Origin of the sequence: Nocardia neocaledoniensis (assembly GCF_003182135.1) — a bacterium.
Classification (GTDB): Bacteria; Actinomycetota; Actinomycetes; order Mycobacteriales; family Mycobacteriaceae; genus Nocardia; species Nocardia neocaledoniensis.
The window spans coordinates 816,472-842,376 of sequence record NZ_QGTL01000001.1 but is presented as its reverse complement, the minus strand read 5'-3'; the positions used below and the strand labels follow the sequence as shown (position 1 = coordinate 842,376).

25 protein-coding genes and 2 tRNA genes are annotated in these 25,905 nt (G+C 66.5%); 20 read left to right on the top strand and 7 right to left on the bottom strand.

The features are described from left to right. Positions 1-28: 28 nt before the first annotated feature. From DFR69_RS03900 to DFR69_RS03865, 8 genes are all read left to right on the top strand, one after another. Complete coding sequence (locus DFR69_RS03900) at positions 29-1,138, top strand: DNA cytosine methyltransferase (RefSeq protein WP_208643895.1); 1,110 nt, start codon at positions 29-31, stop codon at positions 1,136-1,138. A 163-nt stretch (positions 1,139-1,301) separates the two neighbouring features. Then, a complete protein-coding gene (locus tag DFR69_RS03895) occupies positions 1,302-3,860 on the top strand; it encodes a Z1 domain-containing protein (protein ID WP_110035951.1) in 2,559 nt (852 codons plus the stop codon). Then, positions 3,860-4,876 (top strand): PD-(D/E)XK motif protein, encoded by a 1,017-nt coding sequence (locus tag DFR69_RS03890; protein WP_208643894.1) that lies wholly within the window; start codon positions 3,860-3,862, stop codon positions 4,874-4,876. Before DFR69_RS03895 ends, DFR69_RS03890 begins: the two co-directional genes overlap by 1 nt. Next, a complete protein-coding gene (locus DFR69_RS03885) occupies positions 4,873-6,855 on the top strand; it encodes a hypothetical protein (protein WP_146229187.1) in 1,983 nt (660 codons plus the stop codon). Before DFR69_RS03890 ends, DFR69_RS03885 begins: the two co-directional genes overlap by 4 nt. Continuing rightward, positions 6,855-7,751 carry a hypothetical protein gene (locus DFR69_RS34750; RefSeq protein WP_208643893.1) on the top strand — a complete coding sequence of 299 codons (897 nt, stop codon included), beginning with the start codon at positions 6,855-6,857 and terminating at the stop codon, positions 7,749-7,751. The genes DFR69_RS03885 and DFR69_RS34750 overlap by 1 nt, the downstream gene beginning before the upstream one ends. Then, positions 7,748-8,587 (top strand): DUF6339 family protein, encoded by an 840-nt coding sequence (locus DFR69_RS03875; protein WP_110035948.1) that lies wholly within the window; start codon positions 7,748-7,750, stop codon positions 8,585-8,587. The genes DFR69_RS34750 and DFR69_RS03875 overlap by 4 nt, the downstream gene beginning before the upstream one ends. Before the next feature lie 50 nt (positions 8,588-8,637). After that, on the top strand, positions 8,638-9,168 hold the full coding sequence (locus DFR69_RS03870; protein WP_110035947.1) for a nucleotidyltransferase domain-containing protein: 531 nt from the start codon (positions 8,638-8,640) through the stop codon (positions 9,166-9,168). Next, complete coding sequence (locus tag DFR69_RS03865) at positions 9,165-9,524, top strand: HepT-like ribonuclease domain-containing protein (protein WP_110035946.1); 360 nt, start codon at positions 9,165-9,167, stop codon at positions 9,522-9,524. The genes DFR69_RS03870 and DFR69_RS03865 overlap by 4 nt, the downstream gene beginning before the upstream one ends. 12 nt (positions 9,525-9,536) lie before the next feature. Here the strand turns inward: DFR69_RS03865 and DFR69_RS03860 are convergent, their stop codons facing one another. Next, positions 9,537-10,181: a hypothetical protein gene (locus DFR69_RS03860; protein WP_110035945.1), complete on the bottom strand. Its 645-nt coding sequence runs from the start codon at positions 10,179-10,181 to the stop codon at positions 9,537-9,539. 66 nt (positions 10,182-10,247) lie between these two features. Here DFR69_RS03860 and DFR69_RS03855 point away from each other — a divergent pair, with 66 nt between their 5' ends. Further along, positions 10,248-10,679 (top strand): NUDIX hydrolase, encoded by a 432-nt coding sequence (locus tag DFR69_RS03855; RefSeq protein ID WP_110035944.1) that lies wholly within the window; start codon positions 10,248-10,250, stop codon positions 10,677-10,679. Here DFR69_RS03855 and DFR69_RS03850 read toward each other — a convergent pair whose 3' ends face one another. Further along, positions 10,680-11,969 (bottom strand): hypothetical protein, encoded by a 1,290-nt coding sequence (locus DFR69_RS03850; protein WP_110035943.1) that lies wholly within the window; start codon positions 11,967-11,969, stop codon positions 10,680-10,682. A gap of 270 nt (positions 11,970-12,239) precedes the next feature. On the opposite strand from DFR69_RS03850, the gene DFR69_RS03845 reads away from it, so the two are divergent. Then, entirely contained in the window at positions 12,240-12,443 is a 204-nt protein-coding gene (locus tag DFR69_RS03845; protein ID WP_110035942.1) for a cold-shock protein, read from the top strand. A 3-nt stretch (positions 12,444-12,446) separates the two neighbouring features. Here the strand turns inward: DFR69_RS03845 and DFR69_RS03840 are convergent, their stop codons facing one another. Continuing rightward, complete coding sequence (locus DFR69_RS03840; RefSeq protein ID WP_110035941.1) at positions 12,447-12,722, bottom strand: hypothetical protein; 276 nt, start codon at positions 12,720-12,722, stop codon at positions 12,447-12,449. 91 nt (positions 12,723-12,813) lie between these two features. Continuing rightward, a complete protein-coding gene (locus DFR69_RS03835) occupies positions 12,814-13,596 on the bottom strand; it encodes an MHYT domain-containing protein (protein ID WP_110035940.1) in 783 nt (260 codons plus the stop codon). Positions 13,597-13,989: 393 nt separating this feature from the next. Here DFR69_RS03835 and DFR69_RS03830 point away from each other — a divergent pair, with 393 nt between their 5' ends. Continuing rightward, positions 13,990-14,193 (top strand): cold-shock protein, encoded by a 204-nt coding sequence (locus DFR69_RS03830; protein WP_019048280.1) that lies wholly within the window; start codon positions 13,990-13,992, stop codon positions 14,191-14,193. Between the two features lie 75 nt (positions 14,194-14,268). On the opposite strand, the gene DFR69_RS03825 is transcribed toward DFR69_RS03830, so the two are convergent. Then, a complete protein-coding gene (locus tag DFR69_RS03825) occupies positions 14,269-15,078 on the bottom strand; it encodes a nucleotidyltransferase domain-containing protein (protein ID WP_167456138.1) in 810 nt (269 codons plus the stop codon). Positions 15,079-15,210: 132 nt separating this feature from the next. Between DFR69_RS03825 and serA the strand changes: the two genes are divergently transcribed. Both serA and DFR69_RS03815 read left to right on the top strand, forming a co-directional pair. Then, the gene (serA, locus tag DFR69_RS03820) at positions 15,211-16,809 is read left to right on the top strand and encodes a phosphoglycerate dehydrogenase (protein ID WP_054811675.1); all 1,599 of its coding nucleotides are present in this window, start codon (positions 15,211-15,213) and stop codon (positions 16,807-16,809) included. Positions 16,810-16,927: 118 nt separating this feature from the next. Then, complete coding sequence (locus tag DFR69_RS03815; RefSeq protein ID WP_019048277.1) at positions 16,928-17,935, top strand: 3-isopropylmalate dehydrogenase; 1,008 nt, start codon at positions 16,928-16,930, stop codon at positions 17,933-17,935. A 120-nt stretch (positions 17,936-18,055) separates the two neighbouring features. Here DFR69_RS03815 and DFR69_RS03810 read toward each other — a convergent pair whose 3' ends face one another. Next, positions 18,056-19,189 carry an MFS transporter gene (locus tag DFR69_RS03810; RefSeq protein ID WP_110036147.1) on the bottom strand — a complete coding sequence of 378 codons (1,134 nt, stop codon included), beginning with the start codon at positions 19,187-19,189 and terminating at the stop codon, positions 18,056-18,058. A 357-nt stretch (positions 19,190-19,546) separates the two neighbouring features. On the opposite strand from DFR69_RS03810, the gene DFR69_RS03805 reads away from it, so the two are divergent. The 4 genes from DFR69_RS03805 (at position 19,547) to DFR69_RS03790 (ending at position 22,165) form a co-directional block, all read left to right on the top strand. Further along, a complete protein-coding gene (locus DFR69_RS03805) occupies positions 19,547-20,320 on the top strand; it encodes a fumarylacetoacetate hydrolase family protein (protein WP_110035939.1) in 774 nt (257 codons plus the stop codon). Positions 20,321-20,338: 18 nt separating this feature from the next. Then, the gene (gene gltX, locus DFR69_RS03800) at positions 20,339-21,814 is read left to right on the top strand and encodes a glutamate--tRNA ligase (protein ID WP_110035938.1); all 1,476 of its coding nucleotides are present in this window, start codon (positions 20,339-20,341) and stop codon (positions 21,812-21,814) included. A gap of 178 nt (positions 21,815-21,992) precedes the next feature. Continuing rightward, positions 21,993-22,064, top strand: a tRNA-Gln gene (locus tag DFR69_RS03795). A gap of 28 nt (positions 22,065-22,092) precedes the next feature. Next, positions 22,093-22,165, top strand: a tRNA-Glu gene (locus DFR69_RS03790). A gap of 45 nt (positions 22,166-22,210) precedes the next feature. On the opposite strand, the gene DFR69_RS03785 is transcribed toward DFR69_RS03790, so the two are convergent. After that, complete coding sequence (locus DFR69_RS03785; protein WP_110035937.1) at positions 22,211-22,912, bottom strand: IclR family transcriptional regulator; 702 nt, start codon at positions 22,910-22,912, stop codon at positions 22,211-22,213. Positions 22,913-22,975: 63 nt separating this feature from the next. On the opposite strand from DFR69_RS03785, the gene leuC reads away from it, so the two are divergent. The 3 genes from leuC to DFR69_RS03770 all read left to right on the top strand — a co-directional run bounded on the left by leuC (position 22,976) and on the right by DFR69_RS03770 (position 25,871). Continuing rightward, positions 22,976-24,400, top strand: a complete 1,425-nt coding sequence (gene leuC, locus DFR69_RS03780) for a 3-isopropylmalate dehydratase large subunit (RefSeq protein WP_110035936.1) — start codon at positions 22,976-22,978, stop codon at positions 24,398-24,400. Positions 24,401-24,433: 33 nt separating this feature from the next. After that, positions 24,434-25,042 (top strand): 3-isopropylmalate dehydratase small subunit, encoded by a 609-nt coding sequence (gene leuD, locus DFR69_RS03775; RefSeq protein ID WP_110035935.1) that lies wholly within the window; start codon positions 24,434-24,436, stop codon positions 25,040-25,042. Between the two features lie 157 nt (positions 25,043-25,199). Continuing rightward, on the top strand, positions 25,200-25,871 hold the full coding sequence (locus DFR69_RS03770; protein ID WP_110035934.1) for an HU family DNA-binding protein: 672 nt from the start codon (positions 25,200-25,202) through the stop codon (positions 25,869-25,871). Positions 25,872-25,905: the final 34 nt, after the last annotated feature.

Below are 25,905 nucleotides of genomic sequence, written 5' to 3'. Positions count from 1 at the left end.
GCCTGCCGCGCGGCTAAGATCTCGTGTCATGCCCACCGACCATCGCGAGCCGACGCTGCCACGCCGAGCCGACATGGTCGATCTGTTCGCGGGACCCGGCGGTCTCGATGTCGCCGCCCGGTGGCTGGGCCTGGACGTCTACGGATTCGAGTGGGACCGCAATGCCTGTGCTACGAGAGGCGCCGCCGGCCTGAACGATCGCTCTCACGATGTCCGGGACTTCGGTCCTGAGGACGTGCCGGGGGCGTGGATCCTCGCGGGCGGGCCGCCTTGCCAGACCTTCACGGTCGCTGGTTCCGGGGCGGGCCGCAAGGCACTGGACGAAGTCCTGAGCTACGTCGACCGCATGGGTGCAAACGACGACGTGTCCGATGATCTCGCCAGGCTCGAGGACGAGCGGACCGGTCTGGTGCTGGAGCCCCTGCGGTGGGCTTTGGAGGCGTACGGACGCGGGGACCCCTACAAAGTTATTGTGCTGGAGCAGGTTCCGGCCGTGCTGCCGATTTGGCGACGCATGGGAGATGTCCTGAAGGGGATCGGCTATCAAGCTACTGCTGAAGTCTTGCGCACCGAACAGTTCGGTGTCCCGCAGACGCGCAGGCGGGCCATTCTCGTAGCGAGCCGCGTCGGCGAACCCGAACTACCGAAGCCCACCCATCGGCCATACCGAAAGGGCATCGATCGCGCCCAGGGCGAGGTGGAGCAACTGCCCTGGGAGACGATGGGTTCTGCCTTGAATCGTGGCTACGATTTCCAGGTCATCTCCAACTACGGCACCGGTGGGGACCCGAAGGTACGGGGGCGCCGCACGTCCCGGGAACCCTCGGCGACCGTCACGGGCAAGATTTCGCGAAACCAGATCGTCGACAGCACAGGTTTTCCGTGTCCACGGTTCAGTCTGGCCGAGGCCGGTCGGCTCCAGACCTTCCCGATCGACTACCCGTGGTCGGGGAACGACATCGCGCAGCAGATCGGGAACGCCATCCCGCCGGTTCTGGCCTTGCATGTGTTGTCGGCGGCGCTGGGCAGTCAGGTGAGCCACGAGGAAGCGGCGAAGGTCGTCGATCGTCCCTGGCTGGACACCCGCGACTCGGCTCCGCTCGATCATCTGCAGCGGATGGGCCTGCTGTTCAACTGAGGGTGTAGCGAACCGCCTTTGCCCACCGATAGCCCCCATCGACCGGGTAACAACTCTCGAACTCGCTTCCAACTGGTCGTACCGAGCCGATACTGTTACCCATAACACGGGGGATTCAAACCTCCCATCGTCTACTGAGGGTAAATGCGCAGGTGGGAGTCCGATGACTGATGTGATCGATGGGCAGTACGACTTGTACAAGGCCCTCTTGGACAAGTACTCCCCGGCCGAAGCGATCAAGCAGCTGCGGCTGTTCGCTCCTTCGGAAGACATCATCAAGCGGATCATGGAGCGCTACGACGAGGACATGGTTCGGATCAAGGAGATGCGAGAGCCGCACTCCGTGGTGATCGACAACTACGAAACCTGGTACCCGGGTCCGCATCCGGGTGACAAGCTGTGGCCTGCGATCGAGGAGCATCTCCTCGAGCAGGGCTGGCCGAGAGATCCCGCCATCAACAGTCTGGACGACTCGTCCACACGAATCGTGTCGTTGTTGCAGCATCCACGCAAGAACGAGTTCTCCACGCGCGGGCTCGTGGTCGGTTACGTGCAGTCCGGCAAGACCACCAACTTCACGGCCGTGATGGCGAAGGCCGCGGACCGTGGCTACAAATTGTTCATCGTCCTGGCCGGTATCCACAACGGGTTGCGTCGTCAGACGCAGGCGCGTCTCATTCAGCAGCTGGTGCAGCCGAACCCTACGCTGTGGACGCAGATCACGGACCTCGATCGGGACTTTTCGCCGACCGCCAATCCCGCGAGTTTCTTCGGCAAATCGAACAAGACCCATGTCTTGTGCGTGGTCAAGAAGAACGCCTCGGTGTTGCGCAAGCTCGTCAAGTGGCTCGGCGATGCCTCGGAGTACCTGGCCGACTGTCCCGCGTTGATCATCGATGACGAGGCCGACCAGGCGACTGTGGCGACGAAATCCATCAACCCACTGATTCGAGGAATCCTCAACACGCTGCCCAAGTCGGCCTACGTGGGATACACGGCTTCGCCGTTCGCGAACCTGCTCATCGATCCTTCCGCCGATGATCTCTACCCTGAGCACTTCATCGTGAACCTGCCCAAGCCGCACGGACATTTCGGCACGGAGGTCCTGTTCGGCCGCTACGCCCTCGACGGAGAGGACCCGACAGAAGTCGATGACGGGTGGGACATGATCCGTACGGTTCCCGACGATGACGTGGAATTCGTCAGGCCCAAGTCCCGGGCAGACGCCGACGAGTTCTACCCGGTGATCACCGACACTCTCCGTCGGGCAGTGCTGTACTTCTGGCTGACCACAGCTGCCCGCAGAGTCCGCGGAACGGGAAATCCCCACTCCACCATGCTGATTCATACCAGCGTGCGCACTTCCGTGCACAACAGCTTCCGTGATCCACTGTTGCTGTTGCGTTCCAAGGTCGGGAACAACCTCGCGGATTCTTCCCTTCGCGCCGAGCTGCGCGAACTGTGGAAGGAGGAGACCTCGCGGGTCCCTGCCGACGAATTCGGAGAGAAGCCTGTCGCATTCGAAGAACTCGAGGCCGAACTTTCTGGCGTACTGCGCGATTGTCGCATCGTCATGGACAACTCCGAGAGTACGGACAGGCTCGACTACGAGAACGGTCCGATTGTGGCTATTGCGGTGGGCGGCAACACCTTGTCGCGTGGCCTCACGCTGGAGGGGCTCTCGGTGAGCTACTTCGTTCGTGCGGTGTCCACCTACGACACGCTTCTTCAGATGGGTCGCTGGTTCGGTTACCGTTCCGGGTACGCGGACTTGCCACGAATCTGGATGACCGAAGAGCTGGAAGATTGGTTCCGACACCTCGCGACGGTCGAGACAGAGATGCGGCGGGACATCGACGTCTATATGACCGAGGGCAAGACGCCGATGACCTTCGCGGTGCGACTGCGAACACACCCATCACTGCGGGTGACCGCTGCTGCCAAGATGAAGGATGCGGTAGCCGCGATGGCGTCGTACGGTGGCCAGCGGGTGCAGACCCGCTATTTCCGTATGGACGCGGACTGGCTACTCGGCAACCAAGCAGCGGCGAAGAACCTCGTGAAGTCCGCGCTGGGGGCCAGTCAGGCGGAAGGAAATGGTGCCGACGGCCGTTATCTGCTTCGCGACGTGCCGAGCGAGTACGTTCTGGACTTCCTGCGCGACTATCAGTTCCACGAAAAGTCGCAGGAGTGTGACGCGAAGCTGATGAGTGGATACATCGAAAAGCGCATCCGCAACGCAGGCACGTTGCGGCGATGGAACATCGCTGTGGTCGGCAAACCTGCTGCGGCGGAGCAGGATATGTTCGACTTCGCTCCAGGAGTCAGCGTGGGTCGGATCGTTCGTTCTCGGTTTGCTTCCGGCGTGGACCACGCGGACATCAAGACACTGATGAGTCGCCGGGATGCGGGTCTGGATCTGGACGGGATCACCTCCGCCACACAGGAAGGCGACATCAACAAGGCGCGTAAAGCGCAGCAGCCGGATGTCGGTCTTCTCGTGTTGTATCCGATCGACAAGGTTTCCGAGCCGGAGCCGGCCAAGAACAAGCGCGAGCCGTTGAACGCGCCGGAGCATGTGATCGGCGTCGGTCTGGTGTTCCCCTCGCCCGCCAACGACGACAGCACTGTCGCGTGGGAATCCGACTACATCTCCGCTGACCTGTCCGGCGTCGAGATCGAAGAGGAGGACTTCAGCGCCCTCGACTCCGAGGACCTCTGATGATGAACGATCTGACGAGTGTTCTCGATGATCAGTGGCGTCGCCTCGAACGGCGCCCGAAAGTCGAAGCAGCTGTCGTCGCGGTGTCCGAGTTGCCGGTCCTGACGGCGAACGGATCGCTGGCGGCGGGACTGGACAGGGACGGGAACCGACATCTTCTCGTGCCTATCGGTGCGCACCAAATCGTCCGCAAGGGCTTGAACGGTCCGGTGTTGCGGCTCACCAAAAGGGCGTTGGAGCATGACAGGCGGCTGCAGGACTATGCCGACCTCGTGTGCCTTCGGCGGGATCTGGACGATATCTTCGCGACCCTGTGCGCTGACATCCTCATCGCCACCGAAACCTCGCCTGAGAATCCGGTGAAGGTACTGCATCGCGTGCTGGATCGTTGGCGGGCGTTGTTCCTCAACCCTGGTCCACCGCTGGGAGCCCAGCAACTCGCCGGACTTTTCGGCGAGCTGGTCGTTCTGGAACTCCTGCTCGAACACGACAGCGGCGCGATCCGATCGTGGAAGGGGCCTTCCGGCTACCAGCACGACTTCGCGACAGCCGCGGGCGCGCTGGAGGTGAAGACCTCCACGAACGCGAATGGGCGATCCGTGCGTATTCACGGGCTCGAACAGTTGGAACCACCGCTGGACGGTGTGTTGGGGCTTGTCTGGCTCCGGCTGGAAGCCGACGCTCACGGCGGTATCAGCTTCCTCGAACTGATCAAGCGCGTGCTCGACCTGTCGGACGACGAGAGTGAGATTCTCGCCCGGCTGGCGGCCGCCGGGTACCGCGCAGCGGACAATGACCACTACGCGCACACGCGATACTCGATCAGCGAACAGCGTTGGTACAACGTCGATATCGCGTTTCCGCGACTGACAACGGTTGACCTGGCCGCCGCGGCGATCTCCACCAACGTGCGCAACGTCGACTACACGATCGACCTCTCCGGAGATTCGCCCGCACCGATGGAAACCCACGATGTCGAGAGGCACATCAAGACGATGCTCGAGGAAACCCGATGACGGCACCCGCATGGCTGTCCCAGGCGTTTCCGCCGGAAGGTGCGAGCGCCGCAGAAGGCATCAGAAACCAGTTGGGCAAGCCCGAATTGGACCACCTGACGATCCTGGTCCGCGAGTCCGCACAGAACAGCTGGGACGCTCGCCGAGGCGACGGCATCTCTGTCGACTATCGAATCGACCTGCAGACGGTCAGTGCGGCGGACGCTCCCGCCTGGCGCGACAACCTGTTGCGCAACGCGCCATCGAAGCAGCGCCTCCCGCTCCGTGATGCGCTGCAGCAGCCCACGATCCGTGTGCTGTCGATCTCCGACCGGGGAACGCGTGGGCTCGGTGGGCCGACACGGGCTGACGCGGTCACCGATCAGGGCCGCGACTTCGTGGCCTTCCTGCGCAACATCGGTGAGCCTCGTGACCGGGCCTTGGGCGGAGGCACTTACGGGTTCGGCAAAGGCATCCTCTATCTCGCCTCCGGATCGGGCACGATCCTCGTTCACACGCGCTGTCAGTACGAGGGGCGATACGAGACTCGGCTGATGGCCGCGGCCCTGTGGAAGAGCTACGACGCGAAGGAAGGCGATCGCGAACGGCGCTACACGGGTCGCCATTGGTGGGGAGACGTCTCCGGCGATGTCATCGAGCCACTGGTGGGTGCCGAGGCCGACGCGATGGCGCGCAAGCTGGGCCTCAGACCGTTCGGAGCCACCGAAACCGGAACGACGATCTCGATCCTCGATCCGAACCTCGACGGCAGTGAACCCGCCGATATCGCGCGGTACCTGGCGGAGACCATCGCCTATCAGCTCTGGCCGAAGATGCTGCCAGACAACAACGGTGTTGCGCCGATGCGGTTCACGGTGACCTGTGACGGCATCGACTATCCCGTTCCCGATCCCGCTCGGATGCCGACGTTGAGTTTGTTCGTAGAGGCGTACCGGAAGATGGTCGGAAGTGGTGCCGAAGAGCTTTTTTGCCGGCGCCCGAAACGGCTTCTGGGGCGCTTCGGTCTGCATCAGACTGTCGCGCTTCGGTTCGAACCCAGCGATGCCGAACACATGGCAGGCTTCGAGAGCGGCATGGTCCATCACGTGTGTCTCATGCGCCCGGCGGAGCTGGTGGTCACCTATTGGCCGGGGCCGAAGCCTGCGAGTGAAATCGCCGCGTACGCAGGTGTCTTCCGGGCGGATCACGAACTCGATGAAGCGTATGCGAAGGCTGAACCGCCGACGCACGACAATTGGAACTATCAGTCCCTCGATCACCCTGAGTATTCGTTCGTGAAGATGACGTTCACACGGATGAAAGAAGAGATCGACAAGGTCATCGGTCCTCGGGGGAGCAGCGGTGTCGAGGTGGCGCAGGTGTCGCTTGGCGCCGCCAGCGATCGTCTGTCGCCGTTGGTCGGCGGGGCATGGGGGATCGGCTCGGCCACCGCCTATGGGAGGCCCGGCGACATCGCGCCGCAGCGGCAGGTGCCGAAGCGGCGTCCTAGCGGCAGACGAGTCGATCCCGTCGATTCCGATGATTTCGAGGCTGCCTCGGGGGCCGAGTTCGGGGGCACTGATTCGTCGGGGCCGAGTACCCACGCGGGTTTCGATGCCGGCAACTCAGCGGAGTCGGCTTCGCGGCAGCCATCCGCACGGCGGCGTCGCCCGAAGATCGAATATGTCGGCGATCCCGAGCCGGACGAGCTATGGGGGCACGGCGTGGTGATCCAGCGGTTCAAACTCCCCGTACCAGTTCCGCAGCGGGTGAGCGCTGACGTCGCTGTTGCATTGACCAGTGACGGCTCCCTCGAGATGGAGCCGCCCACCGGAGCCGACATGCCGGGGCTTGTCGGCTGGGAAGATCCGTCCGGTGCGGTGCATGAGACCCCCACCTACGTAATAGAAGGCGGGGATGGCAGCGTGTGGAAAGCGATCGTGAAGCCTGCCGCGGATACGATGACCGACATCGTCCTCTTCACCGAGGCGGTTGTCTGATGCCCAATCGTGTTCTGTCTTACAAGAAGCCGTCCGCTGCGGTCGTTCAGGCCGGCGACTGGTTGTTGACTGTCGGTGTGAACGAGATGTCCTTGCCGGACCACCTTCCCCACTGGGACTACCAGACGAACTTGTCTCTACGGCGGGTCGTCAAGGTCGATCTCGAGCGAGCATTGGCGGAATCGACGCTCGCTCCTGGCACCGAGCTGGCGTTGGCCGCGGTGTGGACATCGACCGGGTCCAAGTTGCGCGGAACCCTGTCTCGCGTGATCGTGCCCGCCGACGGAGAGGTGGAGTTGCGTGCCGACCTCGTCGGCGCGGATCTGGGTGGTGTTCTTCTTCTCGACACCGCGCTTGTGCTCGCCCGCCGCAGACGGGGCGCCGACAGGCCGGTCGCGCCTCGTCGTGGCGGCTCGGTGCTGTGGAACGACAGCAGCCATATCCGTCTACAGGGCGACGCTCCCCAATTCCCCATCGCGATAGTCGATTTCGACCGCACCAACTATCCGGGCGACGCGGCCTGGCATCTCGAGATCGGCACAGACCTCGACGTCGCGACAATGGGTTCGCTGCTGCTCCTGGTCAATGAGAAGAAGACCCTCATCGCGGAAGCGCTGCAACGCGCGGGCAATCCGCGGCTGCAAGACAAGATGGCATTGTCGATGCTGTATTCGGATGTTGCACGAACCATGGTCGACCACGCGCTGCGGATCAGTGAGTTCGACGACGAGGCCAACTACCTCGAAGAGACCTTGGGCGCCACCCTCCAGGAACTTTTCGGTCGCCTGTTTCCCGGTCGCTCCATCACCGATGTGCGCCTGGCGGCGCAAGAATCGCCCAACCTGTTCGCGTCGCAACTGCAGGCCGCGGTGAAGATCTTCGAGGGGGTCGTATGAGCCTGTTGTATCCGCGGCTGCTTCGGCACCGTGCCAAACTTCTTGCGGGCGAGTACAAAGAACTCGGACCGAACGAACTGAACAGTCGGTGGTCTCTCGCCGACAGTTCCGCGGTATTCGTCGCGACCGGCGGAACCCGGATTGATCAGGGCAAGCTCCAGGTGCTCCGCGAGATTGTGGTCGATCTGGCCAAACAGTCCGGGTTCCCGCTCCCACCGGACGGCCGACAGAAAACCACCTTCGACTTGGCGCTCGCCGTCGCACTGCACCGCGAGATGCGCATTTCGCCCGCCGAGGCGGCATCCGGCGATGTCTGGGCATTTCTGGCACTGGTCGTGCTGCCTGATGTCGCTCATTGGCGCTACCCCAAGCCGCCTGGCGACCGCGTCCTCGGCACCGACCTCACCCGCCATGTCCTGGGCCGGATGTGGTGGCGTGCTCAGCTCGTCTACGACCCCGCCGCACCCGAGCCATACAGCGCCCTGCATGTCCTCGGCGAAGCCGCCTTCGACCAGATCTACGCTCGGCGTGCCGCCCTCGGTGGTAGCCCTCGTCTTATTCAGTCGATCCTGCGTACCTGGAAGCAGATGAACTTCGCCGGGACAGATATCACGGAACGGGACGTCCTGCGCGACTTCCTCAAAAGGTTGCTGCGACTGGCCCCGTTCGTCGTCTTCGAGGCGCTGGATGACCAAGCCTTGGACGAGGAGTTGCACGAGATCGCGCAGGAAACTGTTGTCGGCTATCTGTCCGCGGTCGGACAACTGACTGGAGATGAGCTCAGGTCCCGCGTAGGGCGGGTCTTCGTCGACGCTGCATTGCCGGTCGCTAGGTAGGCGGACTCCGCAGGTATGGGCCCTGATAGCGGATCCGCTATCATAGGGGAATGAATGAGGCCGGTAGCCCTCCGCAGACAACCGCCGGGCGGTTGGTGCACGAGGCGCGGCGGCGTAGGCGGTTGTCGCAGCGTGAGCTGGCCAAGCGTGCGGGGGTTGCGCAGTCGACGGTGGCCACGGTTGAGGCGGGGCGGCGGCAGCCGTCGTTTGCGATGGTCGAGCAGTTGCTGGCGGCCGCGGGGTTCCGGCTGGGGACATCGTTGGTGAACGCTGTTCGTCCGAGCGTGCTGCTCGAAGAGCACCGGGCGGAATTCGAAGCCGTGCTGGCCCGCTACCCGGTCGCCAATGTGTGGTTGTTCGGGTCGGTCGCCCGTGGCGAGGACCGGCCGGATTCGGATGTGGATCTGCTCGTGGAGTTGGCGGCTGGGGCCTCGGTGCTGGACATTCTCGAGCTGGACGCCGAGCTCGGTGAACTTCTCGGTTGCCCGGTCGATGTCGTGACGACGGTGGATCTGAAGTCCAACGAGCTGCTTCGTCATGGCGTCGAGCGCGGTCCGAAGCGGCTCGCCTTCGCCGCATGAGTGACGAACGGACAGATCAGCGACTGCTCTATGTCGAGGCCACGCTGAAGGAGATCGCCGAACTCGCCGCGCGGGGTCGCGCCGCCTTCGATGCCGATATCGCGGTGGCCCGAGCATGCCAGTACAGCGTGATTCGACTTGCCGCCGATCTGGACCGGCTCGGAGAAGAGTGGCTGGCGGACCATCCAGATGTTCCATGGCGGCTCATCAAGGGGATGCGCAATCGGATCGCGCACAGCTATTGGCTCGTAGACGACGACATCGTGTGGGCGGTCGTCGATGTGCATGCTTCCGAACTCCACCGGTCCTTGGCGGCGGAGATCGACGTGGCGCGTGCTCGATGGGCGGCAGAGTAGGGACGAGCAGTCTCACGAACTCTGGCGCACCTTGATCGCATCCCTCGAGATGAGGACGTCGTATTCGCCGGGGGTGGCGATGACGGCGTTGCCGTAGGCGGACTTGACGAAGGGGGAGGTGTACCAGGATCCGGAGTTCATGTCTTCGAAGAAGTCTCGGTCGCCGCCGTTGAGGAAGAGGTGGTCCTGGGTGGGGGACTTGCCGTCGAGGCGTTGGCCGTAGAGGCGGGAGATCTTGTAGCCGGAGTGGAAGCCTAGGGCGTTGACCCAGGGGTGGAGTTCGACGATGTTGGCTTGGAGGACCCAGAGGTTGCCTTCGACGCGGTGGGTCGAGGTGGTGTCGGGAGCGCCGTCCTCGCTGAACAGGGTGAGTTCGATGTCGAGTTGGGCGTCTTGTCCGGCAACGGGTTTCGCGATGACGTGGGCGGCCTTGATCTCGCCGGTGAGGCCGAGGTAGGTCTGGAGGAGGGTGGCGATCCAGAGCAGGAGGACGGCCACCAGGAGTAGTGCCAGACCGGGGAGGCCACGGGCGGCGACGGCTTTCGGGCCGCGGTGGCGCCGGGCCGCGAGCACCGCGGCGACCAGCAGGGCGAGGGCGAGGGCGATCAGGAGGAGCAGGCCGATCTGGGCGAGCCCGAAGGTCACCGGGAAACTCATGCACTGGGTATACCCCGAAATCGGCTGTGATAGGGGCGCTCTGGCGGTTCTCGGTAGGCTGTCACAGTGGCGAAGTATCGGGTGCTCGTCGGGGTTCATCTGGTGTTGCTCGACGCGGACGGCCGGGTGCTGTTGGGGCGCAGACTCGGGACCGGGTTCGGTGACGGGTTGTTCCACGTGCCCGCGGGTCATCTCGAGGCGGGGGAGACGGCGGTCGCGGGGCTGATCCGGGAGGCGGGCGAAGAGGTCGGGGTCGAGATCGCCGCGGGGGACGTGAAATTCGCGCATGTGCTGCACAGTCACGAACGGGTGCAGATGTTCTTCGTCGTGCGGCGATGGCGGGGCGAGGTGAGCAATCGTGAGCCGGACAAGTGTTCGGAACTGCGCTGGTTCGCCGTCGGTGAATTGCCCGCGGACATGGTGGAGTACTGCCGTGTCGCGCTCGACGCCGTGGTGGCCGGGCGGACGTTCGCCGAATTCGGGTGGCAGGACGCCTGATCAGCTCGGTTCGGGGCGGTGGCGGAGGAGCAGGGCGATGACGACGGCGCAGCAGCAGGCCATCACCAGGGCGATGACCGCCGGCGTCGCGTCGCGATGGACGTCGGCGGTGCGGTACCAGGTCGACGAGTAGGCCAGGTGGCCGAAGCGGTTGTCGCTCAGGGCGACACCGAGGGACGGGACGAACAGGATCGAGAGGCCGACGGTGGCCGAGGCCGGGCTCGCGGGGACGGCGCAGCCGACGCAGTAGCCGCAGACCGCGCCGAGAGCGAGGCAACCGAGCGCGGCGATCCAGTTCGCCGGTGGCTCGATCACATCGGTGGCGAGGACGAACACGGCCAGCGCGACGACGGCGGCCGCGGCGAACAGGGGACGCGGACCGCGCCGGCCCGCCAGCAGTCCGGCACCGACCGCGACCACGGTGCCCATGTCGATCCACCCCGAGCGCGGCAGGGTGATGACGAGACTGCCCGTGACGGCGAAGCCGGTCATCAACAACACCAGCACGCCGTCGCGCTCGGGCAAGATCAGCGCCGCCACGGTGGCCGCCGCGACGACCACCACGGCGCCGAGAAGCAGGGGCAGCACGTGAGGTTTGCTGTCGGCCAACGCCAGTGACGTCGTCAGAATGGTCGAGAACGCGATGACCGCGGCGAACACCGGCGCCAGCGGGATCGCGGTGTCGAGGAGGCGGTGCGGTCGGGTCTCGGCCGTGATCGCGAAGTAGCCGAGCGCGAGCACGCTGGCGCCGATGAACCACAGCGGCAGCGTGCCCGCGAGGACGCCGGCGAATCCCGCCGAGGACTTGTCGGTGGGCGTCTCGGTGAGATCGCCGAGGACGGTCGCGCTCGGCACGGCGAACAGGAAGACGGTCCGCAGCGGCGGCTCGTCCCAGACCGCGACCGCCAGCGCGCCGAGCGCCGCGCCGGCCAACAGGGCGTCGACGAAATTCAGGGTGGCCAGCGAGAGCCCGGTGACCTGGGTGGGATCACTGTTCGGGGCGAGCGCCAGGTGGCTCAGCAGAATCCCGGACAGCGCGATCAGCGCCGTCCACCTTGCCGTGCGGGCACTGCCGACCGCCACGGTGATCGCCGCGGTGATGACCGCGACGAATGCGCCACCGGTCATCGCGCGAGGGATGTTGAACACCAGCAGGTCCAGTCGGCGCGAGGACGCCAGTGCGGCGAAACTGATCGGCAGCATGATGGCCAGCACCGCGACCGACGCCGCGACGAACACCGTCAGCGCTTCGGCGGTGGTGCGGACCTCGCCGCGGGTGGGGAACTTCATGGGATGCCCGCCGCGGCGCGCGGCCGGGTGTCGCGGTTCGTCGCGCGCCGCTGCTCGTCTGTGTGCACGAATCTCCGATCCGGCCGAGGCGTCAGTCCAGGAGAGACCATGCGGGAGTCTATCGAGGTCGCGGGCCCGCGATCGGCTCCTCGGCGCGGCCAACGAACGTGTCGCGACGGCACCCGGTCACCCGGCGCGCGGGGCGGGCGGCCCGGGCATGCGACCATGGACGAATCAGCATGTCAGGCAAATGATTCGGAAGGCTGGTCGATGGCGAGCGGCGTGGTGAGCTGGTTCGACAGCGGCAAGGGATTCGGGTTCATCACCCCGGACGCGGGCGGGGCCGAGATCTTCGTCGAGTACACCGACCTCGTCGGTGCGGGTTTCCGCACCCTGCGAGCCGGTCAGCGGGTGGAATTCGATGTCAGGGAGACCCGGCGTGGTCCGGAAGCGCACCACGTCCGGGTCCTCTAGCGGTCAGTAGACGGCGACGGCGTAGATCGCGAACCCGGTCGCGGCCAGCGCAGCGACCGCGCACACGGCCAACAGCCGGGTGCTGAGCCGATGCAACCGGTCGTGGCGGGCCCGCAGGACGAAGAAGCTGCCCGTGGGGTTGCCGTCGCCGATGAAATGCGACGCGGTGTGCGAGGCGGTCAGGGCGTCGGTCGCGCGGGATTCGGCGATCGAGGCGGCGAGCAGGGCGACAGCGCCGATCCCGGCACAGAGCGCGGCCACGATGATGAGATTCAGCAAGTTGACCCCCGGTGAGACTCGGCCGAGCCCGGGCTCGGCCGGTGATTCGCTACCTCCTGATTGTCCCAGCGGGGTACGACAAGTTCGGGCGTCAGTTCTGGCCGCTCGGCCAGAAGCGACTGGCGCGCTGGCCGTGGACGGGCCTGGTCAGGTTGGGGTCCTCCGCCTCGGTGATGCCGACCTGCATCAGCAGGATCATGGTGACCATGCTGATGCTGACGATCAGCGGAGTGAGCAGCTGGGACGCGGTCGCGCCCGCGGCGTGGGCGACATGGGCGCTGGTGTGCGCGCTCATCGAGAACATGCCGGTGTAGTGCATGCCGGTGACCGCCACGCCCATGAGCAGGGCGGCGCCGATCGTCGCCATGATGCCGTGGATGTGCAGGGCGAACCACAGCGCGGCCGTCGCGGCGACCACCGCGATCACCATCGACAACGCCACCACCAGCGGGTCGTAGACGATCTCGATGTCGGTCTTCATCGCGTACATGCCGGCGTAGTGCATCGCGCCGACTCCGAGACCGGTGATCGTGCCGCCGACCGGCAGCGCGGCGCTGTCCCAGCTGCGGCGCACCACGATCGACAGGCCCAGCCACACCACCGCCATCGCGACCGCGGCACTGAACAGGGTGATCGGCACGTTGTATCGGATGGTCGCGCCGTGCACGGAGAAACCGAGCATCGCGATGAAATGCATGACCCAGATTCCGGTACCGCCGAGTGCGATGGCGGCCGCCGTCAGCCAGCCGCCGTGGTTACCGGAGGCGCGCGAGCGAACCATGCAACGTAGCGCCAGCATCGACCCGAGGACGGACATGAGATAGGCCAGCAGCGGGGTGATCCAGCCGTAAGTGAAATGGTTGATGTCCAGCACTATCTGCTCCCTTGCGCGCTACTCCGCGAGGTGTTCACTGCCTCACGAACACGGAAAATACGCTGGTAGAAAATTTGCCGTACTGGGTTTCGTCAAATTTCTAGGGGCGGTGACGCCGTGCCGCTCGCGGGGCATAGAGGAATCGATGGTGAAGCGGGGCGGTCGGTTTCACCGGATGCGCGCGGAGAATGTGGCATCCGCGCCGCTACCACCTCGGCATACGCCGAGCATCCGGCATGGAGTGTGTGAGCGTCCCAGCCTTCGGCGGGTCGGCGTTGGGTTCCTCACAGTCGACCGAGACGGGTGTGGCTGAATTCGTCGGATCATGGCATTGTTGTTGGGGAGACCGGGACCGGACTATTAGGACCTGGCTCGTCTACAGAAGGTTTAGAAATGGCTCAGGGCATTGTGAAGTGGTTCAACAGCGAGAAGGGCTTCGGCTTCATCGCGCAGGACGGCGGCGGACCCGACGTCTTCGTGCACTACTCGGCTGTTAGCGGCTCGGGCTTCCGCTCCCTCGACGAGGGTCAGCGTGTGGAGTTCGAGATCGGTCAGGGCCAGAAGGGCCCGCAGGCGCAGGACGTTCGCGTCATCTAGTTCCTGCGCTGACCAGCGTATGAGTTGAAGCTCCGCACCGGACCGGTGCGGAGTTTCTGCGTTCCGGGGGTCTCGTCAGCCCGCCGCGAGGGCCTCCGCGCGGAAGAACTCGTCGGTGATCGCCCGCGCCGCGGTCAGGTCGCGGGGGTCGCGGGAGGCGAACACCGCTGTCGCCGTGTCGAATTCGGCACGGATGAAGGCCGCGATCGGAGCCGGGACCGCGCCGGTGCCCATTTCCCTGGTCCGCGACTTCAGATCCGTCAGCTCGGTGACCGCGGCGACGAAGTCGGCGGGCAGTTCGCACTCGGCCAGCAGCGTGGGCAGATGCATCGGCGCCACCGCAGCGCCGGGATGCTCGCGCAACCAGCGCAGCGCCATCGCGGGCCGCAGCGCGTAGAACACCTTCTTCAAGCCGCCGTTGCGCTCGAACAGCGCGTACTGACGCGCGCCCAGGTGCAGGTAGTGCCGCGCCACCCGGTCGCGATCGGCCACCTCGGCCGCCACCTCGCGCAGCCGGGCGCGAAACGCCGCGTCGCCGCGATAGACGATGGGTGACATCAGCCACTCGATCAGCACCGCGTTGCCCTGCACGAGCAGGCGCAACGCCTTGGCCAGATCCCAGCCGTTCACATCGAGCAGCCCCACCAGCGGGGTCTCGATCACGTCCCGCGTGCGCCACGGCGACAGATAGGTTTCCAGGCCCGCCACGTAGACGAAGCGACAGTCGTAGTCGGAGTCCGGCGAGGGGAAACCCCAAGCACGGCTGCCGCTTTCGATGGCCAGGCGGATGGTGACACCGTGCTCGGCCGCCACCCGGTCGAGCTCGGTGTCGACGGCGGCCACCACGGCCGGATCCATCGAGGCGGGGACGGTGCGCAGGGACATGGCGTGATGGTAGGCGGCGCGACGCCCAGGGTTCACCCGGTTTTCGGCAGGGGGGTAAGGGCAACCGAACCTCGCCGACTATCCTGGTCGGCGGTAACTGCCGACCCCTTTCTTCCCCAGGAGTACCCCACAGTGAGCCAAGCAGGCCGTCCTGTAGTTCTGATCGCCGACAAGCTCGCCCAGTCGACCGTCGACGCGCTCGGTGACGGTGTCGAGGTTCGCTGGGTCGACGGCCCCGACCGCCCGGCCCTGCTCGCCGCGGTGCCCGAGGCCGACGCGCTGCTCGTGCGTTCCGCGACCACCGTCGACGCCGAGGTGCTCGAGGCGGGCAAGAAGCTCCAGATCGTCGCCCGTGCCGGCGTCGGCCTCGACAACGTCGACGTGCCCGCCGCCACCGAGCGTGGCGTGATGGTCGTCAACGCCCCGACCTCCAACATCCACACCGCCGCCGAGCACGCCGTCACCCTGCTGCTCGCCGCCGCGCGCCAGATCCCGGCCGCCGACGCCACCCTGCGCGAGAAGACCTGGAAGCGCAGCAAGTTCAACGGTGTCGAGATCCTCGGCAAGACCGTCGGCGTCATCGGCCTCGGCCGCATCGGCCAGCTGTTCGCGCAGCGTCTCGCCGCGTTCGAGACCAAGATCGTCGCCTACGACCCCTACACCTCGCCCGCGCGCGCCGCCCAGCTGGGCATCGAGCTGCTGAGCCTGGAAGAGGTGCTCGAGCGCGCCGACTTCATCTCGATCCACCTGCCCAAGACCCCCGAGACCAAGGGCATGCTCAACGCCGAGACCCTGGCCAAGACCAAGCCGGGCGTCATCATCGTCAACGCCGCGCGCGGTGGCCTGATCGACGAGCAGGCGCTGGCCGACGCGATCAAGTCCGGCCACGTGCGTGCCGCCGGCCTGGACGTGTTCGAGACCGAGCCGTGCACCGACAGCCCGCTGTTCGAGCTGCCCGAGGTCGTCGTGACCCCGCACCTGGGCGCCTCCACCGCCGAGGCCCAGGACCGCGCGGGCACCGATGTCGCCAAGTCGGTGCTGCTGGCGCTGGCCGGTGAGTTCGTGCCGGGCGCCGTGAACGTCACCGGTGGCGCCGTCAACGACGTCGTCGCGCCGTGGCTGGACGTGGTCCGCAAGCAGGGCGCGCTGCTGGGTGCCATCGCCAACGAGCTGCCCGTCAGCGTCGAGGTGCAGGTCCGTGGTGAGCTGGCCTCGCAGGACGTGGCCGTGCTGGAGCTGTCCGCACTGCGCGGTGTGTTCTCGGCGCTGGTCGAGGATCAGGTCACCTTCGTCAACGCCCCGGCGCTGGCCAAGGAGCGCGGCATCACCGCCGAGGTCACCACCGCCACCGAGAGCCCGAACCACCGCAGCGTCGTCGACCTGCGCGCCGTGTTCGGCGACGGCTCGACCCTGAACGTGGCAGGCACCCTGACCGAGCCGAACCTGGTCGAGAAGATCGTCAACATCAACGGTCGCAACTACGACATGCGTGCCGAGGGCCTGAACCTGGCCGTGCTGAACTACAGCGACAAGCCGGGCGCGCTGGGCAAGATCGGCACCAAGCTGGGCGAGGCCGAGATCGACATCCTGGCCGCGCAGCTGAGCCAGGACGTGGACGCCGAGGGCGCCACCGTGGTGCTGCGCGTCAACCGCGAGGTGCCCGCCGAGGTGCAGACCGCGATCGCCGAGGCCGTCGGCGCCGCCAAGGTCGTCCTGGTCGACCTGGCCTGAGTTGTGACGTCCCGGTCTCCGGGACATCGGCAGCTGCGCGCCGTCACCCCACGGTGACGGCGCGCTCCTGTATCCGCGGCGCGGCTCGATCCGCCCCGACTTCGAACGGAGCTTGTTCATGAAACTCGCAGTCATCGCCGGTGACGGCATCGGCCCCGAGGTCATCGCCGAGGCGCTCAAGGTGCTCGACGTGGTCTCGCCGGGCGTCGAGAAGACCGAATACGACCTGGGCGCGGCCCGCTACCACCGCACCGGCGAGATCCTGCCGGAGTCGGTGCTGCCCGAGCTCAAGCAGCACGACGCCATCCTGCTCGGCGCGATCGGCGATCCGTCGGTGCCCAGCGGCGTGCTCGAGCGCGGCCTGCTGCTCAAGACCCGCTTCGCGCTGGATCACCACGTGAACCTGCGTCCGTCGAAGCTGCACGCCGGCGTCACCAGCCCGCTCTCGGGCAACCCGGACATCGACTTCGTCGTCGTGCGTGAGGGCACCGAGGGCCCCTACACCGGCACCGGTGGCGCGATCCGCGTCGGCACGCCGCACGAGGTGGCCACCGAGGTCTCCAACAACACCCGCTTCGGCATCGAGCGTGTGGTCCGCTACGCCTTCGCCACCGCCCAGGCGCGCCGCAAGCACCTGACCCTGGTGCACAAGAACAACGTGCTCGCCTTCGCCGGTTCGCTGTGGCAGCGCACCGTCGACGAGGTCGCCGCCGAGTTCCCCGACGTGCAGACCGCCTACCAGCACATCGACGCCGCCACGATCCACATGGTGACCGATCCGGGCCGCTTCGACGTGATCGTCACCGACAACCTGTTCGGCGACATCATCACCGACCTCGCCGCCGCCGTCAGTGGTGGCATCGGCCTGGCCGCCTCGGGCAACATCGATGCCTCGGGCACCAACCCGTCGATGTTCGAGCCGGTGCACGGCAGCGCCCCCGACATCGCGGGCCAGTCCAAGGCCGACCCGACCGCCGCGATCCTGTCGGTTTCGCTGTTGCTCAACCACCTCGGCAACACCGAGGGCGCCGCGCGCATCGAGTCCGCCGTCGCCAAGGACCTGGCCTCGCGCACCGGCACCGCCTCCACCGTCGAGGTGGGCGACCGGATCGCCGCCATCGTCTGAGGACGCTGAGAGCGCGATCGGCCCGTGTCGTCATGTGACGACACGGGCCGATCTGTTTCCTGGTGAATCCTCAGCGGTGCAGCGTGTTTCGGCTTCGTGGCGAAACGCGCGGCGGTGGCGTCAGTGTCGTCGGTCGCGGGGGACCAGGGGGACCGCGGCGACGGCCGCCACGGCGGCGAACGCGAACGCGGTGGGGTAGTTCGTCGCGGTGATCAGAGCGCCGAAAACCGGAGGGATGGCGGCGATGACGAGGTTCTGGCCGGTGTTCTGGATGCCGAGCCCACGGCCCGACCAGAACGGACCGGCGATCTCGGCGACGGCGGTGAAGGCCAGCCCGTTGTCAGACACCGAGACGACCGAGGCGATGACCATCAGCGGCACCGCCACCCACCACCAGCCGGTCCACGCGGTCACCGCCAGCGCCGCCATCGACACGACCGCGGCGATCGCCACCTGCCGCAGCGGCGTCAGCCTGCTGCCGACCCGATCCGACCAGGCGCCCGCGCCGATCCGGCCTGCGGCGCCGAGGAATTGGGTCACCGTCATCAGCGTGCCCGCGGCGGCCAGCGACCAGCCCAGGTCGCGGTGCAGCCAGATCAGCGCGAAGGTCCACAGGGTCGCCTGTGGGAAGACCAGCAGAATCGACACACCGTGGATGCGCCACAGGGTGGAGTCGCCGCGATAGGGGTTGGCGCGGTCGGCGGCCTTGGTGGGTGGACGGGGCGGGTCGACGATCCCGACCAGGCAGCCGACCGCCGCGATGCCGGCCAGGAGCGCGGGGACCAGCAGCGCGGCCGGGATGCCGTACTGCGCGGCGACCCACGGAATACTCAGTGCGCCCAGGCCGACGCCCAGCGGCTGCGCCGTCTGCCGGATGCCCATCGCCAGGCCGCGGCGCTCCGGCGGGAACCAGCCGACGATCACCCGCCCGCTGGCCCCGTTGGAACTGGCCGCGCCCACGCCGCCGAGCAACAGCAGCGCGCCGAACGCGTACGGATTGTCGACCAGCGCGGCGCCGACACCGGCGGCGCACATCAGCGCCGTGCCCGCCACCAGCACGACGCGTTCGCCGATCCGGTCGACGACATAGCCCCACGCGATCAGCGTGCACACCAGGCCGACGGTCGGCAGCGCCACCAGCGCGCCCGCGGCGGCCAGCGAATCACCGCGCGCGGTGAGCGCGGGCAGCAGGAACGGGGTGCCGTGGATGAACATCGAACTCGCGGTCTGCGCGAAGACGCCGAGGGCGAGCATGAGCCAGCGTCTGCCGTCGCCGATTTGGGGCACCTCGACCGTCGGCCGCACCTCTGTCACGATTCTCACCTCGCCCGGATTGCACGATTGCATCTCATTATTTGAGATAGATGTCTCAAGGCTTGAACATCAGTGCTCACGCTACACCGGTGACCGCTGAATCGTGCCCTCGATTTCGGTGTCTGACAGATCACAGCCCGCCGGCGTCGCGCCGACGGCGAATCCCGCACGCGGGCAGCGCCTTCGAATCACAACCGTGTGAGTTCTCGCACGGCGATACGGGTCGGCTGTCGTCGCGTGCGCGCCGCGTCACGGGCGCGTTCGGGCAGGTGAGCCCTCCTCGATAGACTCCGGGGCATGCGCTTAGGTCGAGTTGCCAGTCCGGATGGAGTCGCGTTCGTCAGTATCGAAGGCGAGGGAAGCGATGCCACCGCCAAGGAGATCGCAGAACATCCGTTCGGCAATCCGACGTTCACCGGGCGGAGCTGGCCGCTGGCCGATGTGCGCCTGCTGGCGCCGATCCTGGCCAGCAAGGTGATCTGCATCGGCAAGAACTACGCCGCCCACGCGGCCGAGATGGGCGGCGAGGCGCCGGTCGACCCGGTGATCTTCATCAAACCGAACACCTCGATCGTCGGCCCGAACGCGCCGATCATCATGCCGCCCAGCTCTTCCCAGGTCGACTTCGAGGGCGAGCTGGCCGTGGTCATCGGCCGTCCGTGCAAGGACGTGCCCGCGGCCAAGGCCGCCGAGGTCATCCTCGGCTACACCGTCGCCAACGACGTCACCGCGCGGGACCAGCAGCGCCACGACGGGCAGTGGACCAGGGCCAAGGGCTACGACACGTTCTGCCCGCTCGGCCCGTGGATCGAAACCGCGCTGGACCCGGCCGATCTGGAGCTGGTCACCGAGGTCGACGGTGAGGTCCGCCAGCGCAGCCGCACCTCGCTGTTCCTGCACGACATCCCGAAGATCATCGAGTGGGTGTCGGCCGTGATGACCCTGCTGCCCGGCGACGTGATCCTCACCGGCACACCGGAAGGCGTCGGCCCGCTGCAGGCCGGGCAGAACGTGTCGGTCACCGTCGAGGGCATCGGCACCCTCACCAATCCCGTTGCCACCAAGCGCTGATACCGCGGAGAGAGAGTCATGACTGAAGTACGGGTCCGTTTCTGCCCGTCGCCGACCGGGACGCCGCACGTCGGCCTGATCCGCACGGCACTGTTCAACTGGGCGTACGCCCGCCATCACGGCGGCACGTTCGTGTTCCGCATCGAAGACACCGACGCCGCACGCGATTCCGAGGATTCCTACCAGGCGATCCTCGACGCGCTGCGCTGGCTCGGGCTGAGCTGGGACGAGGGGCCCGAGGTCGGTGGGCCGTACGAGCCCTACCGGCAGTCGCAGCGGCGCGATCTTCATCTCGACGTCGTGCGCAAGCTGGTCGAGGCGGGGGAGGCCTACGAGTCCTTCTCCACGCCGGAAGAGGTGGAGGCGCGCCATCGTGCCGCGGGCCGCGACCCGAAACTCGGTTACGACAATTTCGACCGCGATCTGACGGCCGAGCAGATCATGGCCTACAAAGCCGAGGGGCGACCCGCGGTGATCCGGTTGCGGATGCCCGAAACCGATCTCAGCTGGAACGATCTGGTGCGTGGGGAAACGACCTTCAAGGCCGGGACCGTGCCCGATTTCGCACTCACCCGCGGCAGCGGCGATCCGCTCTACACGCTGGTGAATCCGGTCGACGACGCGTTGATGAAGATCACGCACGTGCTGCGCGGTGAGGACCTGTTGTCCTCGACACCGCGTCAGCTCGCCCTGTACGCGGCGCTGCAGCGTATCGGGGTCGCCGAGTTCACCCCCGAGTTCGGTCATCTGCCATTCGTGATGGGTCAGGGCAACAAGAAGCTGTCCAAGCGCGACCCGGAATCGAATCTGTTCGTCCACCGGGATCGCGGATTCATCCCCGAGGGTTTGCTGAATTACCTCGCGCTGCTCGGCTGGAGTATCGCCGAGGACCGCGACGTGTTCTCGATGGCGGAGATGGTCGCCGCGTTCGACATTTCGACCGTGAATTCGAATCCGGCCCGCTTCGATCAGAAGAAAGCCGACGCCATCAACGCCGAGCAGATTCGATTGCTCGAGCCGGGTGATTTCGGCCACCGGCTGCGGGAGTACCTCACCGCGCAGGGGCATATCGGCGCCGAAATCGACGAGAAGACCTTCCTGGCGGCGGCCGAACTGGTGCAGACCCGCATCGTGGTGCTCGGCGACGCGTGGGATCTGCTGAAGTTCCTGTTCGTGGCGCCGGCGGAGTTCGCCGTCGACCAGGCCGCCGGGAGCAAGAACCTCGGCGCCGAGGCCGATCCGGTGCTCGACGCCGCGATCGCCGCGGTGGAGCCGCTGACCGAGTGGACCACCCCGGCCCTGGAAGAGGCGCTGAAGAAGGCGCTGATCGAGGATCTGGGGCTCAAGCCGCGCAAGGCGTTCGCGCCGGTGCGGGTGGCGGTGACGGGCTCGCACATCAGCCCGCCGCTCTACGAATCGATGGAGCTGCTCGGCCGCGAGATCTCCCTCGACCGGCTGCGCGCGGCGCGGGGTTGGGTGCCCACGCCGGAGTGAGTGCCTCCGGGGCGGGGTCCGGCCCCGCCCCGGAGCCGGAAAACAGCCAAAAATAGGCTTCTGACCAGGCGATTTGTAGTTTACCCCACTGTGTTTGGTAATCTTCTTCTCGCCGCGGAACACGGCCTCGCAACACCGACAACCACTCGGTGAGATGGGGGCCGAGCGTTTCCATCCTTGGGGTATGGTGTAATTGGCAACACAGCTGATTCTGGTTCAGCCATTCTAGGTTCGAGTCCTGGTACCCCAGCAAGGTTTCACTTCGGTGAGATCGTCCTGGCCCCGTCGTCTAGCGGCCTAGGACGCCGCCCTCTCAAGGCGGTAGCGCGGGTTCAAATCCCGTCGGGGCTACGAAGAAAGACCCCCGGTCGATATTCGATCGGGGGTCTTTCTCGTTCACAGCCTCTTGTGCAGTGCCTCGGCGGCGGCGACCAGATCCGCGGCCCAGCGCGCGCCGGGCCTGCGTCCCATCCGATCGATCGGACCCGACACCGAGACCGCGGCCACGACGGCGCCGGCCGCGTCGCGCACCGGGGCGGAGACGCTGGCCACACCTTGCGCGCGTTCCGCGGCGCTCTGCGCCCAGCCGCGCTTGCGGACCTCGGCGAGCGCCCGGTCGCCGAACACCGCGTCGGCCAGGACGGTGCGCTGTAACTCCGGATCGGCCCACGCCATCAGCACCTTCGCCGCCGAGCCCGCGGTGAGCGGTAGCCGCGAGCCGACGGGCACCGTGTCGCGCAGGCCAACGGGCGGCTCCAGGGCGGCCACGCAGACGCGCGCGTTGCCGTCGCGGCAGTACAGCTGCACGCTCTCGCCGGTGATCTCGCGCAGGCGGGGCAGAATGGCCCCTGCCGCCTCCACCAGTGGATCGGTGGCCCCCGCCGACAACTCGGTGAGGGCGGGGCCGGGCCGCCACAGCCCGTTGCCGTCCCTGGCCAGTAGCCGGTGCGTCTCCAGCCCGACCGCCAGCCGGTGCGCCGTGGCGCGGGGCAGGCCGGTGCGGGTGCACAGGTCGTTGAGACCACATGGCTCGTCCGCGACGGCGTAGAGCACCGCCACGGCTTTGTCGAGAACACCGATACCGCTATGCTGTCTCATAGAACGATACTAACGTCTCATATCTTGAGATACCAAGTATGTCCGTCGAAAGGTGATCAAGCAATGGCCGAGCGCGCCCGCACACTGGCCGAGAAGGTGTGGGAACAGCACGTCGTCGTCCCTGGCGAAGGCGATGGTTCCTCCCGTGAACCCGACCTGATCTACATCGATCTCCACCTCGTGCACGAGGTGACCAGTCCGCAGGCCTTCGACGGGCTACGGGCGGCGGGCAGGCCGGTGCGCCGTCCCGATCTCACCATCGCGACCGAGGACCACAACGTCCCCACCGTCGACATCGACAAGCCGATCGCCGATCCGATCTCGCGCACCCAGGTGGAGACGCTGCGCCGCAACTGCGCCGAGTTCGGTGTGCGCCTGCACCCGATGGGCGACACCGAGCAGGGCATCGTGCACGTCGTCGGCCCGCAGCTGGGCCTGACCCAGCCGGGCATGACGGTGGTGTGCGGCGACAGCCACACCTCCACCCATGGCGCGTTCGGCGCGCTGGCCATGGGCATCGGCACCAGCGAGGTCGAGCACGTGCTGGCCACCCAGACGCTGTCGCTGCGGCCCTTCAAGACGATGGCCATCACCGTCGACGGCGAATTGGCGCCCGGGGTCACGAGCAAGGACCTGATCCTGGCCGTGATCGCGCAGATCGGCACCGGCGGCGGCCAGGGCTATGTGCTGGAGTACCGGGGCGAGGCGATCCGCAAGCTGTCGATGGAAGCGCGGATGACGATCTGCAACATGTCCATCGAGGCGGGCGCCCGCGCAGGCATGATCGCCCCCGACGAGGTGACCTACGAATTCCTGAAGGGCCGCCCGCACGCGCCGCAGGGCGCCGACTGGGACGCCGCGGTGGCCGCCTGGGAGGCGCTGAAGACCGACGAGGGCGCGGTTTTCGACGCCGAGGTGCACATCGACGCCGACGCGCTGACCCCGTTCGTCACCTGGGGCACCAACCCGGGCCAGGGCCTGCCGCTGGGCGCGAACGTCCCGGATCCGGCCCAGATCGCCGACGAGAGCGAGCGCGACGCCGCCGAGAAGGCGTTGCGCTACATGGACCTGACGCCGGGAACGCCGCTGCGTGAGGTCAGCGTCGACACCGTTTTCGTCGGTTCCTGCACCAACGGGCGGATCGAGGATTTGCGCGCGGTGGCCGATGTTTTGAAGGGACGCCACGTCGCCGACGGCGTGCGAATGCTGGTCGTACCCGGGTCGATGAAGGTCAGGGCGCAGGCGGAAAAAGAAGGACTCGGCGAGATTTTCACCGCCGCCGGTGCGGAATGGCGCCAGGCGGGCTGCTCGATGTGCCTCGGCATGAATCCCGATCAGCTCGAGCCCGGCCAGCGCTGCGCCTCCACCTCGAACCGTAATTTCGAAGGCAGGCAGGGCAAGGGTGGCCGCACCCACCTGGTCTCGCCGCTGGTGGCCGCCGCGACCGCCGTCCGCGGAACCCTGTCCTCGCCCGCCGATCTGGCCTGAGCGCCCGACCTCCACGATCGAAGGAGAATCGTTATGGAAGCCTTCACTGTTCACAAAGGCATCGGGGTGCCGCTGCGCCGGTCCAATGTCGACACCGACCAGATCATCCCGGCCGTTTACCTGAAGCGGGTGACCCGTACGGGTTTCGAGGACGGCTTGTTCGCCGGTTGGCGGGCGGATCCGGACTTCATTCTGAACACCGAGCCGTACTCCCGCGGCAGCGTCTTGGTCGCCGGACCGGATTTCGGCACCGGGTCCTCCCGGGAGCACGCGGTGTGGGCGCTGTCGGACTACGGCTTTCGGGTCGTCATCTCCTCGCGTTTCGCCGACATCTTCCGGGGGAATGCGGGGAAGGGCGGCCTGTTGGCCGCGCAGATGTCACAGAACGATGTCGAAATGCTGTGGAAGCTGATCGAGGAACAGCCCGGTCTCGAATTGGTTGTCGACCTCTCCGCGCGCACCGTGACGGCGGGAACCGTCGTGTTGCCGTTCGATATTGACGACTACACCAGGTGGCGTCTGCTGGAGGGTTTGGACGACATCGGGCTCACGCTGCGGCAGGCCGCGACGATCGGCGAGTTCGAAAAGGCTAGGCCGTCATGGAAACCCGTGACGCTGCCGGAGCCTATTTCGCAAGCGTAATCACCACCGACGATTGGCGGCGCATCCCCTGGGGGCGGTAGCTGGACGTGTGCTAAACCACATGAATTTTGGCGTGGCACATAGACTCTTGCCCAAACTGGGTTTACCGTGGTACCTAGTCGGTCCGACGACGGGCCATTAGTCTGCGGAGGATTCAATGAACAAGGCGGAACTGATCGACGTTCTGACCGAAAAGTTGGGTACGGACAGGCGCACGGCTACTGCGGCTGTCGAGAACGTGGTCGACACCATCGTTCGCGCCGTGCACAAAGGTCAAAGCGTCACGATCACCGGATTCGGTGTGTTCGAACAGCGCAAGCGTGCCCCCAGGGTTGCCCGCAACCCGCGTACCGGGGAAACCGTGAAGGTGAAGGCGACTTCGGTCCCTGCCTTCCGGCCCGGTGCTCAGTTCAAGGCGGTGATCGCGGGCAAGCAGAAGCTGGCCGCGTCGGGACCCGCCGTGAAGCGGGGCGTGAACGCCCCCGTGGCGGCGAAGAAGGCGGCAGCCAAGAAGACGGCGGCCAAGAAGACCGCCGCCAAGAAGGCGACGCCGTCGAAGGGCCCCGCCAAGACCACCGCCCGTAAGGCAGCCACCAAGGCCCCCGCCGCCAAGAAGACCACGACGACGACGGCCGCCGCCAAGAAGACCGCCGCCGCCAAGAAGACCACGGCGGCAAAGAAAGTGACCGCGGCCAAGAAGGCGCCCGCGAAGAAGGTGACGGCGGCCAAGAAGACCACCACCGCCGCCGCCAAGAAGACCACGGCCGCCAAGAAGGCCCCCGCCAAGAAGACAGCTGCGAAGAAGACTGCCGCCCGTCGTGCTCGTTGATGTTGATCCCGCCGCAGCGGGATCAGGTCGGGGA